This is a genomic window from Arthrobacter sp. KKT183 (genome assembly GCF_055657625.1).
In genome coordinates this window covers 1,212,056-1,226,542 of the sequence record NZ_CM145770.1, presented here as the reverse complement: position 1 = coordinate 1,226,542, position 14,487 = coordinate 1,212,056, and the positions used below count along the sequence as shown (strand labels likewise).

Genomic DNA, 14,487 nt, shown 5'->3' with positions numbered 1-14,487 from the left:
GCTAGCGGCCCTCGCCGCCGACTGCCTTCAGCTTGGGACCATCCTGTTCCGGTGTCTCCTCCACCGCACCTCCGACGCCGAGCTTCTGCCGGATCTTCTGTTCGAGCTCATCCGCCAGGTCCGGGTTGTCGAGCAGGAACTTGCGGGCGTTCTCCTTGCCCTGGCCCAGCTGGTCTCCGTCATAGGTGAACCAGGCTCCGGACTTCTTCACGAGACCGTTCTCCACGCCAACATCGATCAACCCACCCTCGCGAGAGATTCCGAAGCCGTAGAGGATGTCGAACTCCGCCTGTTTGAACGGCGGAGCCATCTTGTTCTTGACGATCTTCGCCCGGGTCCGGTTACCAACCGGATTGGTACCTTCCTTGAGCGTTTCAATGCGCCGCACGTCGATCCGCACTGATGCGTAGAACTTCAGCGCCTTGCCGCCTGTGGTGGTTTCAGGGCTGCCGAAGAACACACCGATCTTCTCGCGGAGCTGGTTGATAAAAATGGCAGTTGTCTTGGTCTGGCTCAGACGGCCGGTGATCTTACGCAGCGCCTGGCTCATCAACCGGGCCTGCAAACCCACATGGCTGTCACCCATCTCTCCCTCGATCTCAGCGCGCGGAACGAGGGCGGCAACGGAGTCGATCACGACGATGTCAATGGAACCAGAGCCCACGAGCATGTCCATGATCTCCAGGGCCTGCTCACCGGTGTCCGGCTGGGAGACGAGAAGAGCGTCGGTGTCCACCCCAAGCTTCTTGGCGTACTCGGGATCCAGCGCGTGCTCCGCGTCAATGAAGGCGGCAATACCGCCGTTGCGTTGGGCGTTGGCCACAGCGTGCAAGGCAACGGTGGTTTTACCCGATGATTCCGGACCATAGATTTCCACCACCCGGCCCCGCGGCAGACCACCGATGCCAAGCGCTGCATCGAGTGCGATCGAACTGGTGGAAATGGTCTCGATAGGAGCGCGGACCTCGTCTCCAAGGCGCATGACTGAGCCCTTGCCGTATTGCTTATCAATCTGTGCCAGTGCGGCTTCGAGAGCCTTTTCACGATCGGCTGGTACGGCCATCATTCACCTCGGTATACTCATGGCCGCCAGGGCCTGTTTTTCTCTTCCCCTTGACCGTAGCGTCCCCCTCCGACAGTTTGCCCCGCGGGGCATCCGATGTGGACATCCCACTTGAAGCGACGGGATTGTGGAGGACGAGTGGCATGGGAATCTTCTGATTCCAGCATAGTCCGGATCCGAACACATATTCGATTGATTCGCCCGGCGTGTTTGAACCGGCTAGCGCGGTTTCACATCGCGTCCGAGCCGTCTGTACTCGGGCACGTCCTGCATCTCGCAGACCGCCAGCCAGACGGCCTTCGGGTCAGCTCCCGCCTGCAGGGCTCCAGCCGGCGTGCGGTCGCCGAGCCCGGACAGATGCAGTGTTTGGGCCAGCGTCCTTGAATAGGCCGGCCCGAATTCGTCGTCCATGAGCCGCCAGAAGTCGCTCGTGCGCATGCTGCATCCTCCTTCTCCAGATAAACCCTAGAATGAAACGCATGACTGTTGACCGCCAGGAACCCGATGCTTCCGTCGATGCTGCCGTGCAGGCGTTGGAACAACAACTCAGTATGCTGTGGCGGCGTGCGCGGTCGAACTCCTACAAGGTTGCGCGGCGGGTCCATCCGGATATGGAACCTGCTGCCTACGGGCTGCTGGTCATCCTACAGCGGGAGGGCTCCATGCGCCTGACCGATCTGGCCGCCAGCATTGGCGTCGGCAAGCCCTCCGTCAGCCGCCAGATCGCCATGCTCGAACACCTGGGCCTGGTTCAGAAAACCGCAGATCCGCTGGATGGCCGCGCCCAGTCGATCAGCCTCACGGCGGCTGGACTGACGCAGCTGTCCACAGCACAGGAAGCGCGCAAGGAGGCGTTCCATCAGCTGATGGAGGACTGGAGCCTTTCGGATCTCACGACACTCGGGGAGCTCATTTCCCAGCTGAACCAGACCTATACGAGAGACAACTGGTAGCCGCAGACCAGAAAGAGGCCCGCCGCATTCGGCGGACCTCCCTGTGGAACGTGGGTTGTGCCGGTATCAGTTCTTGGTGACTGCCAGTCCCCTGCTGAAACCACCGGTGAAATCCTCCGGCATGTCCCCGCCGAACTGCTGGGCAAACTCCTGCGGGACTGTGTCAGGGACAGCAACACCTTCGGCTTCGGCCAGCCGGTCGCTGACCTCCCGAAGCATCATCGACAGCGGTACATCGAGTGCAGAGCAGATAGAGGACAGCAGTTCCGAGGACGCTTCCTTTTGGCCCCGCTCCACCTCACTGAGGTAACCGAGGGAGACCCGGGCGCTATGCGACACTTCCCTGAGTGTGCGGCCCTGGCGCTGGCGGACGTCACGCAGGACGTCCCCGATCTCGTGGCGTAAAACGACCATTTTGCGCTCCTTCGGCTTACGTTGCGGATCTTCTGCCAACCCCACATCCCGCCAACGGATGACACCGTTCACGGATACGGGTTGCTTTACCATGTGTATCGCCTAACTCCCTTGTGCTGGCCGCTTTCGCTGCCGTCTGATTTAAGCCTAGCCCGTCTTGCTTCTCCGTGCTGGACACTATTGATAACTATTGCGGAACTCCGTTTGTTCCCGCGGACTCAAGCTCAAGCGCCTCCGTGAGCAGGATCACCGCAGCCGAACAGGATGCTTCCCGAATCTGGCTCCTGCTTCCCCGGAAGCGATATTCTCGAACCAGGTTGACAGATACCGCCACCACGCTGATGAACACAGTACCCACCGCTTTTCCATCGTGCGGTTCGGGGCCTGCTACTCCTGTGGTGGACACGCCGATGTCGGCGCCACAGCTGTCTCTGGCACCAAGAGCCATCTGCCGTGCTACCTCCGCGTCAACAGCGCCCGCACGTTCCAGAAGTTCTGGTTCAACACCGAGCAAGGCCGCCTTCACGTCCCGGTGATAGGACACGACGCCGCCCCGAAGCACAGTCGAAGCCCCAGGAACCGAAGCAAGCGCGGCCGCAACCATCCCGGCGGTCAGCGATTCTCCGGTAGCAATGGTGAGCCCGCGCTCCTGCGCGAGGAGTACAACCCGTTCAAGGGCGGCCCTGCCCAACCCGCCTGACACCCCAGCGGCAGCTGTCACAGTGCGGTGTTACGTGCTGAGCGCCGCAGTCGGAGCGCCTGCAGGACATAATCTGCGCCGGTCACCACGGTAATTGCCAAGGCAGCCATCATGACGACGACGGCGGGCCACCACGCCCAGTCGCCGAGAGCCGGCACCAGCAGGTAGAGGAAAATAGCCAGCGTCTGAACGACGGTCTTCAACTTCCCACCGCGGGAGGCAGGCATGACTCCATAACGGATGACCGCGAACCTGAGCAGGGTGATGCCGAGCTCGCGGGCAAGGATGACGATGGTCACCCACCACCAGAGCTCGCCCAGTACGGACAGAAGTATCAAAGCGGAACCGATGAGCAGCTTGTCCGCGATCGGGTCTGCAATCTTCCCGAAATTTGTGATGAGACCACGGCTGCGCGCCAGGTCACCATCGAGCTTGTCGGTATAGATTGCCACTGCGAACGTGGCTACCGCGAGCCAGCGGAAAAGCCCGCCCTCGCCGGAGTCGGCCAGCAGGAACCAGACGAAAAACGGTACCAGCAGGATTCTCACGACCGTCAGCACATTCGCGACGTTCAGGACTGGCACCGCTCCAGCGTCAGAATTACTCACTGCTCAAGGCTACCTGCCTGTCAGCTCCCAGGCGTCTTCACCGCCGTCGTCATCATCATCGTTGTAGTCCACGGCCTGCGGACGCGAGTCCAGGTCCTCCGCCACCAGGTCCGCGGCGCCCGGCTGGTAGCGCGACTGATCAACCTCCGGCGATGCGGCCGGCGCCGGCGGGTCATCGCCACGCATAGCAGCGAGAACAGGACCGAGGTCATCAGGCTTCACCAGGACGTCACGCGCCTTCGATCCCTCCGACGGCCCAACCACTCCCCTGGACTCCAGCAAATCCATCAGGCGGCCCGCCTTCGCAAATCCCACGCGCAGTTTGCGCTGAAGCATGGAGGTGGAACCGAACTGCGTCGTGACAACAAGCTCGGTCGCCTGCAGCAGGACCTCGAGATCGTCCCCGATGTCGTCGTCGATCTGCTTCTTGGGTGCTTCCACCGCCACATCATCGCGATAGACGGCTTTCAACTGTTCCTTGACGTGTTCCACCACTCGGTGGATCTCAGACTCGGTCACCCAGGCACCCTGGACGCGCATGGGCTTCGACGCACCCATGGGCAGGAAGAGCGCGTCGCCCTGGCCAATCAGTTTCTCAGCGCCCGGCTGGTCAAGGACCACCCGGGAGTCGGTCACCGACGAAGTGGCGAATGCCATGCGGGAGGGCACATTGGCCTTGATCAGACCTGTCACAACGTCCACAGACGGCCGCTGGGTAGCGAGCACCAGGTGAATACCCGCTGCCCGGGCCAGCTGGGTGATGCGGACGATTGAGTCCTCGACGTCCCGCGGCGCGACCATCATCAGATCCGCCAGCTCGTCGACCATCACCAGCAGGTACGGGTACGGCCGCACCACGCGCTTGGAGTCCGGTGGCGGAACCACCTTGCCGTTGCGGACCGCCTTGTTGAAATCATCGATGTGCTTGTAACCGTAATTGGCGAGGTCATCGTAGCGGGTGTCCATCTCACGGACCACCCATTGGAGCGCTTCCGCTGCCTTCTTGGCGTTGGTGATGATCGGTGTGATCAAGTGCGGTACGCCCTCGTACGCAGTAAGTTCCACCCGCTTGGGGTCGATCATGATCATGCGGACCTCATCCGGGGTGGCCCGCATGAGGATGGACGTGATCATCGAGTTCACAAAGGAGGACTTACCAGCACCGGTGGCACCCGCGACGAGCAGGTGCGGCATCTTGGCGAGATTCGCGACCACGAACCCGCCCTCGACGTCCTTGCCTACGCCCATGACCATCGGGTGATCCGTCTTGCGGGCATTGCCGGATCGAAGGACGTCTCCCAGCGACACAGTCTCGCGGTCTGTGTTCGGAATCTCGATGCCGATCGCGGACTTGCCCGGAATCGGCGAAAGGATGCGCACGTCCGAGCTGGCGACCGCGTAGGAGATGTTCTTGGACAGCGCGGTTACACGCTCCACCTTGGTTCCCGACGCCAGTTCGATCTCGTAGCGCGTCACCGTCGGTCCGCGTGAGAAGCCGGTGACCTTTGCGTCGACGTTGAACTGCTCCAGGGTGTGGGTGAGGGCGGCGACGACCGCGTCGTTGGCCTCCGACCGTTCCTTGGGCGGAGTCCCCGGCGGCAGGTAGTCCGAGGGCGGCAGCGTGTAGGTCACGTCTCCGGCGAGGGACAGTTGCTCAGTGCGCTGCGGGATCGGCGTAACGGGCGCCTGGGGCTGAACCGGATTGGACGGGACCGGAACGGGTTGGGCGGCCGGTGCGCTTGCAGGCGGAAGCACCGCCATGGCTTCGGTTGCAGGTTCTGTCTCCCCGAGCCCCTGGTTGCGCTTGATCTTTTCGGCGGCAAGCTCCTGCTGTGTGGGACGGCGCACGCCCGGTCGGACGGCCGGCGACGGGGACGTTGTGCCGCCGTCGTCGTTCCCCTCGTCGTCGTCGAGCACTGCGCGTTCGAAGGCTTCATCGCCGACATAGCCGTCCAGGTCATCATCCTGATCGGTGTTCTTCTTCTTTCTACCGAACAGGCCGGACTTCTTCCTGGGCTTGGCCGCCGCGCGCTCGCGGTCGGACAGGTAGCTCTGATCGTGAGCGTCGCCGTCCGCGCTGCCCTCGTGCAGGTCCTGTCCCATGAGGTGCTCATAGAGCTGGCGTAGCCGAGACGGAATATGGCGGAACGGAGTAGCCGTGATGATTAGGATGCTCACGAAGACGAGGAAGGCGAGTACAGCGGCAACCGGCCACACCGAGAGAATTGCAGCGACGGGTCCGGCAACGAGGTAACCAATGACACCGCCTGCCCGCCACAGCGCATCAAGTCCGGCGGCGAGCTCGGGCCGGCCGCCCACCAGATGGGCAATGCCCGCGCCCGCGAAAGTCAGGACGGTGAGCCCGATGCCGATACGGTTGTTGGCACGAGGATTTTCCGGATACCGGAACAACCGGACCGCGCCAATCAGTAGGACGAAGGGCAGCAGCAGCGCCATCCAGCCCACAGAACCTCCGGCCACAGCATGCACGACGCCTGCAACCGGCCCGGGCAGTGCCCACCACTCAACCGTGGCGACGGCTGCCGCGCACAGGAAAAGGAAGAAACCCGTGCCGTCCCTGCGGAGGTCCTTTTGCGGCTGCACATCGTGGCCGAATTTGCGGATAGCGCCGGCCACCAGGTGGGCCAGGCCCATCCAGAAGCCACGGACGGCGCGCAGCGGCAGCGGCAGCTTTTCCTCGGCTGCCGGCAACGGTTGGGTCTTGCTTGTGCCTCGCGCGGTTGAGCCGCGGCCGGCCGCGGAGGTGCTGCCGGTGCGCGACTGCTGGGATCCTCGCGGCTTCGGAGCTCGCGGCTGTGAACCTCGCGGCGCTGTGGGGGAAGTACGAGTCGCCATACCCGCTACGCTACCGGACGGCGCCCGCCGTTCCCGGGATTAGCGCGCCCGTCAGGCTTCAAGCACAACCGGAATGATCATCGGGCGACGCCGGTAGCGGCGGTTTACCCAGGTCCCTACGACGCGGCGAACGACCTGCTGTAGCTGATGCGCTGTGTGGTCCTTGTTGCTCATGACAGCTTCTGCCAGTGCGGTGCTGATCCTGGGTTTGATGTCATCGAAGACGGAGTCATCCTCGGCGAATCCGCGCGCGTGGATGTCCGGACCGGAAACGATTGTCCCGGTGCTGCGGTTGACTACCGTGATGATCGAGATGAAGCCTTCCTCACCGAGGATGCGCCGGTCCTTCAGATCGGCATCGGTGATCTCGCCGATGCTGGAGCCGTCCACATAAACGTAGCCGCACTCGACTGCACCAACGATCCGGGCGACGCCGTCCGACAAATCCACCACTGAGCCGTCGTCGGTCTGAAGCACGTTTTCCGCCGGGACGCCCGTCTGGATTGCGAGTTTTCCGTTGGCTATAAGGTGGCGGGTTTCGCCGTGGACAGGCATGACGTTCTTCGGCTTGAGGATGTTGTAGCAGTAGAGCAATTCACCGGCAGCGGCGTGACCGGATACGTGTACCCGGGCATTGCCCTTGTGGATGACGTCGGCGCCCAGTTTGAGAAGTCCGTTGATGACGCGGAAGACGGCGTTCTCATTTCCGGGGATGAGCGAGGAGGCAAGGATCACCGTATCTCCCTTTCCGACGGTGATCTGATGGTCCCCGTTGGCCATGCGTGAAAGCGCTGCCATCGGCTCACCCTGCGAGCCCGTGGACATCAGCACCACCCGGTCATCGGGAAGGCTATCCACGTTCTTGACGTCGACGAGGATTCCATCGGGTACGCGCAGGTATCCCAGCTTGGCGGCAATTGTCATGTTGCGCACCATGGAGCGCCCGGCAAAGCAGACGAACCGGCCGTGGGCCGCCGCCGCGTCGAGCACCTGCTGAACCCGGTGGATATGCGAGGAGAAGGACGCGACGATGACGCGCTTGCTCACCTGGCCGAAGAGCCGGTCCAATTCCGGACCAATCTCACGCTCGGCGGTGGTGAAGCCTGGAACATCGGCGTTGGTGGAGTCAACCATGAACAGGTCGACGCCCTCTTCTCCCAGCCGCGAGAATGCACGAAGGTCGGTGATACGACCGTCGAGCGGCAACTGATCCATCTTGAAATCGCCCGTGTGCAGGACAGTGCCAGCCGCAGTGCGGATAAAGACGGCAAGCGCGTCAGGGATGGAGTGGTTAACTGCAATGAACTCGCATTCGAAGGGCCCGAACTGCTCAATCTGGCCCTCGGCGACGGTGAGCGTGAACGGCTTGATCCGGTGTTCCTGGAGCTTCGCCTCGATCAATGCGAGCGTCAGCTGGGATCCAATCAGCGGGATGTCGTTCTTGAGACGCAGGAGGTACGGCACTGCACCGATGTGATCCTCGTGTCCGTGAGTAAGCACCAGGCCCACGATGTCATCCAGACGATCCTCGATGTAGGAGAAATCAGGCAGGATCAGGTCCACACCGGGCTGGGTCTCCTCCGGGAACAAGACTCCGCAGTCAACGATCAGCAGCTTCCCGCCGATCTCGAAGACCGCCATATTCCGGCCGATCTCACCGAGGCCGCCAAGCGGAACAATCCGAAGCGTTCCCTCGGCGAGCGGTGGAGGCGAAACGAGTGCGCTTCCTGCGGGTTCTGTCATGGATTGGCCTTTCAGATGCTATCGGGTAGTGCCCGCAGAGAAGTCCCAACCCGCTTCCGCGAGGTCGGTGAGTACCGGCTCCATTTCGACGGCGGTGGGCTCGACCAGCGGCAGCCTCACCACGGAGTTTGCCAGCACACCTTGCATCCGAAGGATGTGCTTGGCTGAGATTGCGCCGGGAATGTGCGTCATGACGGCACGTACAACGGGGTCAAGCTCGAAGTGGATCCTGCGCGCCATGGCGAGGTCACCGGCGGCCAGTGCGTCCACGAGGGACCGGAACTGAACCGTGGCGACGTGGGCGCTGACGCTGACGACGCCGACGGCCCCCGCTGCCATCCACGGCAGCGTCAGCCCGTCGTCGCCGGCGTAGACATCCAGGGCAGTGTTGGCAAGCACTCGCGTCACCGCTGCGTAGTCTGCTTTCGCATCTTTCAGTGCGAGAATCTTCGGGTTGTCCGCCAGTCGAATCATTGTTTCCGTGCTGATCGGGATCCCGGCCCGGCCCGGAATGTCATAGATCATGATGGGCAGGTCCGACGCAGCGGCAACGGCGTCGAAGTGCGCGAGGACGCCGGCCTGGGTTGGCTTGTTGTAGTAGGGGGTCACGACAAGCTGCGCATCCGCGCCGGCGCGCTGCGCGCGTTGCGCCATTTCGACGGAGTGCGAGGTGTGGTTGGTGCCGGTGCCGGCGATCACCTTTGCACGGCCGCCGACGGCTTCTGCGACCACGCGGAAAAGGTCTTCCTTTTCCTGGTCCTCCAGGGTGGATGTCTCACCGGTAGTACCCGATACGACAAGGCCGTCGCAGCCATCCTCGACAAGCCGGACAGCCAGGGCAGCCGTGGCATCGAAGTCCACAGCGCCGTCAGCGGTGAACGGTGTCACCATTGCCGTGACGAGGGAACCGAATGGGAGCGGGCGAATGTCGGAGGCAGCCATGGGTCAAACTTACCCGCTGCGGCAGGCGTGAGAACATTCCATCATGGCCATCACACAAACCCCGGGCCGGCTCAGCGGCATAGACGCGGCCAGGGGCATCGCCCTCTTCGGCATGATGTGCACCCACGTATTTCCGCTCTATGTGGAGGGGACCTCGGACGCGTCCTGGATAGGCGCCACCTTCTCCGGACGATCCTCGGCCCTGTTCGCGCTCGTCGCAGGAATAGGGTTGGCGTTGCTCAGCGGCGGTAGCAGGATGCACGACCGCGCCGGAATCTCCCGCGACCGGCGCGGAATCGCGGCTCGGGCCGTCGTGATCGCGATGGTCGGGCTGATGCTGGGCGGACTGGAAACCAACATCGCAGTGATCCTCTTCCATTACGGCATCCTGTTCCTGATGGCACTGCCGTTCATCGGGATGCCGTTGCGCAGGCTCTGCTGGTGGGCGGCCGGGTGGACCCTGATCTCTCCGGTGGCGGCTTTCCTCCTGCGCCCCTGGGTTGGAACCAATATCAATCCCTCCGACCTCGATGGCAACCCTGCGCTTGAGCATTTCGCCCAGCCCGCGACCCTGCTCGCGGACATCCTCGTGACCGGCTACTACCCGGCGCTCCAGTGGCTGAGCTACCTGCTCCTGGGCATCCTCATCGGCAGGCTGAACCTGAGGTCGTTCGGGGTGCAGGCCGGACTGCTTGTTGCGGGCGTCGGGCTCGCCGGATTGTCCAAGTTCGTCAGCGCCTTCCTGCTGGGACCGCTGGGTGGGCTGGCCGTCCTACTCGAAACTCCGCAGGGCCGGCGTTACGACATTGAGGCCATGCTCCCGGTGAGCCTTACCGGCATTGACCAGACCGGAACGTGGTGGTGGCTGGCGGTCAGCGCACCGCACTCCGGGACGCCGCTCGATCTGATGCATACCGCAGGAACGGCCGCCGCCGTCGTCGGGCTCTGCCTTATGGCGACCAGGCGGCTGCAGTGGCTGCTTCTGCCGCTCTCGGCTTCCGGCGCCATAACGCTGTCCCTGTACTCACTGCATATCTGGATCATGAGCATCGTCGACCAGCAGGAGATCCCGCTGGATCCGGCGCCGGTCTACTGGGCCCAGGCCGCTGTCTTCATTGCGATCGGGCTGCTGCTGCGGAAGCTGGGTGCCCGCGGTCCGCTGGAGTATGTGGCGGCCGGCGCAAGCGACGTTGCTCGGTCAGCAGGGGCTGTTTCGAGGCGTTAGTCACGCCGCCCTGCCGCGGAACAGTTTCGCAGCATGCCGCATGCTGCGGCGTGCACGGGTGCGGTCCCCTGCGGCGTCGTACGCGCATGAAAGCCGGAACCAGGAACGCCAGTCATCCGGGTTGGCCTCCGCGTCCGCCTGGTAGGCGGGGAACTGAGCGTCCGCTGCCTCACGTACGATCCGGCCGGCCGGTGTCCGGGGGAGGTCATCAACGGGCAGCCCTCCCTCCGTATGCAGCGCAGACGCCATCCGCTCGGTCTGGGCGCCGAAGGACAATTCACGAATCAACGCCCACGCCCCGATCAGCGGAAGCAGGAGGTACGCAACTCCCAAGGCTTTGGCCACCGGTTCGGGGTCCGTCAACAAAAGGACGCTCCGCTGGAGCGCCACAACCAGCCAGAACGCCAGCAGGACAGTGACGAAGACCACGCCTATTTTGACGCGATGTTGCTTCAGGAAGTCCAGTGCACCCATCACGCCTGCAGGTCCAGGTAGCCGTCCAGACCGACGGTCAGTCCGGGATGGGAACCCACTTCCCTGACGCCGAGCAGAACACCGGGCATGAAGGACTCACGGTGGAAGGAGTCGTGACGGATAGTCAGCTGCTCACCGACCCCACCGAACAGGACCTCCTGGTGCGCCACCAGCCCACGGAGCCGTACGGAGTGAACCCGGACGCCATCGACGTCGCAACCACGCGCGCCGTCCCTGGAGGTGCGGGTGGCGTCAGGGCTGGCGGCAAGACCGGCTTCGGCACGGGCTTCAGCGATGAGCACCGCTGTTCGCTCGGCTGTGCCGGACGGGGCGTCCACCTTGTCCGGGTGATGGAGTTCGATTACTTCGACCGACTCGAAATACTTGGCTGCCCGTGCAGCAAAGGCTGTGGCCAGCACGGATCCGAGGGCAAAATTGGGCGCGATCAACACGCCCACCTCCGGATTGAGCGCGAGCAGATCCTGCAGCCGGCCGAGCCGTTCAGAGTCCCAGCCGGTAGTGCCGACGACCGCGTGCATTCCATGTTCGACGGCGAAGGCAACGTTCTGTTCGGTGCTGTCCGGAACGGTGAGGTCAACAACTACCGCGGCGCCGGCCGCCACCAGTTCCTCAAGTGGGTCTTTCCTGCCAAGCGCCGCCACAAGATGCAGATCAGCAGCAGCCTCGATGGCGCTTACAGCCTCGGAACCCATGCGCCCGGACGCGCCGAGTACGGCAACGGCAAGAGGTTGTGTCATGGATTCAAGAGTAGTGTCAGCCATCCACTCCGACCCATTCCACGTCACCGTCTGCGAAGAACTGCTCCTTCCAGATCGGCGCTCGCGCCTTGACGGTATCAACCAGCTCGCTGCAGGCGGCGAAGGCTTCTCCACGGTGGCCGGAGGCAACGGCAGCGACGAGGGCCGGATCCCCAACCTCCAGCGGACCGATGCGGTGCGCCACCCAGATGCGTACGCCGTCGTACTTCTCGGCGATCTCCGCAGCGATGTCGGCAATCACACCGCCGGCGGAAGGATGGGCACTGTAGCCCAGACGGTCAACCTGCCTCCCGCCGTCGTGGTTGCGCACCACGCCGCCGAAGCCGACGACGGCACCGCAGTCAGCGGAATCAACGACGGCCAGGGCATGGTTCAGGTCGAGCGGCTGCCCGGAAACTCCTGCGTGGAGAACGGTGCTAGTGCTCATGGCTTCCCTCCAGTTGTGCGCAGATGTGATCGAGGATGGGTTCCAGCACGTCCAGGCCGTCCTGGACGGCTTTCGGTGAACCCGGAAGATTGATGACGAAGGTGCCCTCCGAGACGCCCGCGTGACCGCGGCTCAACGCCGCCATGGGTGTCTTCGCAGCGCCGGCCCGGCGCACTGCTTCCATGATCCCCGGTAGGGATCGGGTAAGGAAGGGCTCGGTGAGCTCGGGGGTCACGTCATCGGCGCTGAGTCCGGTACCTCCGCTGGTGATGAGCACCGAAGGTGTTCCTGCGAGGCAGGCGGCCAGCGCTTCCCGTACGGCATCACCGTCCGGAACCACTTCGGCCAGCTGCACGGCATACCCTTTCCCGACCAGCCATCGCTGAATCATGGGCCCGCACTCGTCCTGGTAGACGCCCGCCGCCGCGCGGGTCGACGCAATGATCAGCGCCGCGGTCCGTTGCTTGCTCATGCGACCCAGTCTCCGCTCTTGCCGCCTGATTTCGCCAACACCTGGATGTCCGTGATGACTGCGTGCTTATCTACGGCCTTGATCATGTCGTACAGCGTGAGGGCAGCAACTGTCGCTGCTGTCAGCGCCTCCATCTCCACGCCGGTCACTGAAGTGGTTTTCACCGTTGCCTGAATAACGACGGCGGCACCTTCCGGTGCGAAGTCGACCGTCACCTTGCTCAACGGCAGCGGATGGCACAGCGGTATGAGCGCCGATGTCTGCTTCGCCGCCATGATCCCCGCTACCCGGGCCACAGCCAGTGCGTCGCCCTTCGGAAGATCCCCATCGGCAATCAGCGCAAGAACCTGCGGCGTTGTCCGCAGGATGCTCTGCGCGGTGGCCTGGCGGGCGGTGACCGCCTTCTCCGATACATCGACCATGTGTGCCGAGCCGTCCTCACGGACGTGTGTCAATCCGGAATCAGGTGTGGTCATGTCAGCGCCTCTCTAGTGGGATTGCCGGGATGGAGGGGTTGCGCGCCCTGGCGCAGTTCGCCCAGCAGCCACACGGCGACCGGCGTCCCCGCCTCCACCGTCCCCGTGCCAGCCGGCAGGTGTACGAGGGCGTTGGATGCAGCGAGGGCGTGCAGCAGGTGGGAGCCCGGCCCGCCAAGCAAGGTGACGTCTCCGATCCCCTCCCCCTGACCCGACCGGTCCGTATACAGGCCGCGGCGGACCTGGTGCTTACCTTCGGGTGACTGAACGTCCTCGGTGAGCCGCGCCGGCAGGCAGACGCGGTTCCCCGGGAGCCCCGTCACCGTACCAAGTGCCGGGCGCAGGAACATTTCAAAGGAGACCAGTGCGCTTACCGGGTTGCCCGGGAATCCAAGGAACGGCACGCCGTTGATGGTGCCGATGGCCTGCGGCCCGCCCGGCTGCATCGCCACTGAAAGGAACTCCACGCTGCTGTCCGCCAGGGCCTGCTTCACAACCTCGTAGGCACCCTGGCTGATTCCTCCGGTACTGAGGATGAGGTTGACCTGCCCGCCGATGTTCTGGAGGGCGCCCCGCAGCTCCTCCGGATTGTCAGCCACCACACTGTGCCGCTGCACGTGCGCGCCCGCTTCCTCCAGCGCAGTCGTCAGCAGTGTGGTGTTGGCATCGAAGATCCGGCCGGGCGCCAGTTCGGTTCCGGGTTCCTGAACCTCGTCTCCGGTGCTAAGCAGCAGGACGCGGAACCGCGGGCGCACCGGCACCGTCGCCAGCCCGCAGGCCGCGAGGAGTCCCAGCTGGGAGGGTCCCAACAGGGTTCCGGCAACAAGCGCAACGCTCCCCGCTTCGAGATCGCTGCCGGCACGCCGGATGAACGAGCCCGCCTGGGCCACGGGCAACTCGACGGTGAGGCCCTCCTCCCCGCAGTACTGCCCCGTGGTGGGAAACTGCGAGGGCACTGCGTTCTCGATAGGCACGACGGCGGCTGCACCTTCCGGAATCATGGCTCCCGTCATGATCGGAGCAGCGTGACCCGGCTCAAGTGCAACAGGTTCCGCACCAGCCGGCACCGGCGGCGCGACCGCAAGGTAGAGGGGCGCGCTCCCGTCCAGATCATCGCCGTGAACCGCGTAACCGTCCATCTGGGAGTTGTCGAACGGAGGCAGGTTCACCGGGGAGAGGAGGTCCTCGGCGAGCACCCGGCCACGGGCCGTTGCGAGCGGCAGTATTTCGGGCGCCCCGTCGGCGAAGGCGCTGCTGTAGCGCAGCAGCCCGAGCACGGCCTGCTGGTGTTCCTCTACTGATCGTGTCATTACGCCCCGTTGTATCAACCCGCCCTGACATTTGTGCTGCGGCAT

At 63.9% G+C, this 14,487-nt stretch carries 16 protein-coding genes; 2 read left to right on the top strand and 14 right to left on the bottom strand.

Annotated features, from left to right (window positions below):
- Nucleotide 1: 1 nt before the first annotated feature.
- Both recA and ACZ2GY_RS05835 read right to left on the bottom strand, forming a co-directional pair.
- Complete coding sequence (gene recA / locus ACZ2GY_RS05840) at nt 2–1,063, bottom strand: recombinase RecA (RefSeq protein ID WP_346028885.1); 1,062 nt, start codon at nt 1,061–1,063, stop codon at nt 2–4.
- A 219-nt stretch (nt 1,064–1,282) separates the two neighbouring features.
- The gene (locus ACZ2GY_RS05835; protein WP_277358757.1) at nt 1,283–1,501 is read right to left on the bottom strand and encodes a DUF3046 domain-containing protein; all 219 of its coding nucleotides are present in this window, start codon (nt 1,499–1,501) and stop codon (nt 1,283–1,285) included.
- 41 nt (nt 1,502–1,542) lie between these two features.
- Here ACZ2GY_RS05835 and ACZ2GY_RS05830 point away from each other — a divergent pair, with 41 nt between their 5' ends.
- The gene (locus ACZ2GY_RS05830) at nt 1,543–2,016 is read left to right on the top strand and encodes a MarR family winged helix-turn-helix transcriptional regulator (RefSeq protein ID WP_056548452.1); all 474 of its coding nucleotides are present in this window, start codon (nt 1,543–1,545) and stop codon (nt 2,014–2,016) included.
- 66 nt (nt 2,017–2,082) lie between these two features.
- Here the strand turns inward: ACZ2GY_RS05830 and ACZ2GY_RS05825 are convergent, their stop codons facing one another.
- The 6 genes from ACZ2GY_RS05825 to dapA all read right to left on the bottom strand — a co-directional run bounded on the left by ACZ2GY_RS05825 (nt 2,083) and on the right by dapA (nt 9,279).
- Entirely contained in the window at nt 2,083–2,523 is a 441-nt protein-coding gene (locus ACZ2GY_RS05825; RefSeq protein ID WP_056548454.1) for a helix-turn-helix domain-containing protein, read from the bottom strand.
- Between the two features lie 94 nt (nt 2,524–2,617).
- A complete protein-coding gene (locus ACZ2GY_RS05820; RefSeq protein WP_404800726.1) occupies nt 2,618–3,151 on the bottom strand; it encodes a CinA family protein in 534 nt (177 codons plus the stop codon).
- The gene (pgsA, locus tag ACZ2GY_RS05815; RefSeq protein ID WP_277358758.1) at nt 3,148–3,738 is read right to left on the bottom strand and encodes a CDP-diacylglycerol--glycerol-3-phosphate 3-phosphatidyltransferase; all 591 of its coding nucleotides are present in this window, start codon (nt 3,736–3,738) and stop codon (nt 3,148–3,150) included. The genes ACZ2GY_RS05820 and pgsA overlap by 4 nt, the downstream gene beginning before the upstream one ends.
- 9 nt (nt 3,739–3,747) lie before the next feature.
- On the bottom strand, nt 3,748–6,594 hold the full coding sequence (locus ACZ2GY_RS05810) for an FtsK/SpoIIIE family DNA translocase (RefSeq protein ID WP_346028884.1): 2,847 nt from the start codon (nt 6,592–6,594) through the stop codon (nt 3,748–3,750).
- Between the two features lie 51 nt (nt 6,595–6,645).
- Entirely contained in the window at nt 6,646–8,337 is a 1,692-nt protein-coding gene (locus ACZ2GY_RS05805; protein WP_277359461.1) for a ribonuclease J, read from the bottom strand.
- 18 nt (nt 8,338–8,355) lie between these two features.
- The gene (gene dapA, locus ACZ2GY_RS05800; RefSeq protein ID WP_471673256.1) at nt 8,356–9,279 is read right to left on the bottom strand and encodes a 4-hydroxy-tetrahydrodipicolinate synthase; all 924 of its coding nucleotides are present in this window, start codon (nt 9,277–9,279) and stop codon (nt 8,356–8,358) included.
- Between the two features lie 43 nt (nt 9,280–9,322).
- On the opposite strand from dapA, the gene ACZ2GY_RS05795 reads away from it, so the two are divergent.
- Nucleotides 9,323–10,504, top strand: a complete 1,182-nt coding sequence (locus ACZ2GY_RS05795; RefSeq protein WP_471673255.1) for a heparan-alpha-glucosaminide N-acetyltransferase domain-containing protein — start codon at nt 9,323–9,325, stop codon at nt 10,502–10,504.
- On the opposite strand, the gene ACZ2GY_RS05790 is transcribed toward ACZ2GY_RS05795, so the two are convergent.
- From ACZ2GY_RS05790 to ACZ2GY_RS05765, 6 genes are read right to left on the bottom strand one after another with little or no spacing between them, the layout of a single operon-like run.
- Entirely contained in the window at nt 10,505–10,978 is a 474-nt protein-coding gene (locus ACZ2GY_RS05790) for a hypothetical protein (RefSeq protein WP_277359464.1), read from the bottom strand. It lies immediately after the preceding gene.
- Complete coding sequence (gene dapB / locus ACZ2GY_RS05785) at nt 10,978–11,736, bottom strand: 4-hydroxy-tetrahydrodipicolinate reductase (protein WP_471673254.1); 759 nt, start codon at nt 11,734–11,736, stop codon at nt 10,978–10,980. Before dapB ends, ACZ2GY_RS05790 begins: the two co-directional genes overlap by 1 nt.
- 16 nt (nt 11,737–11,752) lie before the next feature.
- Nucleotides 11,753–12,184: a molybdenum cofactor biosynthesis protein MoaE gene (locus tag ACZ2GY_RS05780; RefSeq protein WP_471673253.1), complete on the bottom strand. Its 432-nt coding sequence runs from the start codon at nt 12,182–12,184 to the stop codon at nt 11,753–11,755.
- The gene (locus ACZ2GY_RS05775; RefSeq protein WP_056548469.1) at nt 12,174–12,656 is read right to left on the bottom strand and encodes a MogA/MoaB family molybdenum cofactor biosynthesis protein; all 483 of its coding nucleotides are present in this window, start codon (nt 12,654–12,656) and stop codon (nt 12,174–12,176) included. The genes ACZ2GY_RS05780 and ACZ2GY_RS05775 overlap by 11 nt, the downstream gene beginning before the upstream one ends.
- The gene (gene moaC / locus ACZ2GY_RS05770) at nt 12,653–13,132 is read right to left on the bottom strand and encodes a cyclic pyranopterin monophosphate synthase MoaC (RefSeq protein WP_346028880.1); all 480 of its coding nucleotides are present in this window, start codon (nt 13,130–13,132) and stop codon (nt 12,653–12,655) included. The genes ACZ2GY_RS05775 and moaC overlap by 4 nt, the downstream gene beginning before the upstream one ends.
- Entirely contained in the window at nt 13,129–14,442 is a 1,314-nt protein-coding gene (locus ACZ2GY_RS05765; RefSeq protein WP_471673252.1) for a molybdopterin molybdotransferase MoeA, read from the bottom strand. Before ACZ2GY_RS05765 ends, moaC begins: the two co-directional genes overlap by 4 nt.
- Nucleotides 14,443–14,487: the final 45 nt, after the last annotated feature.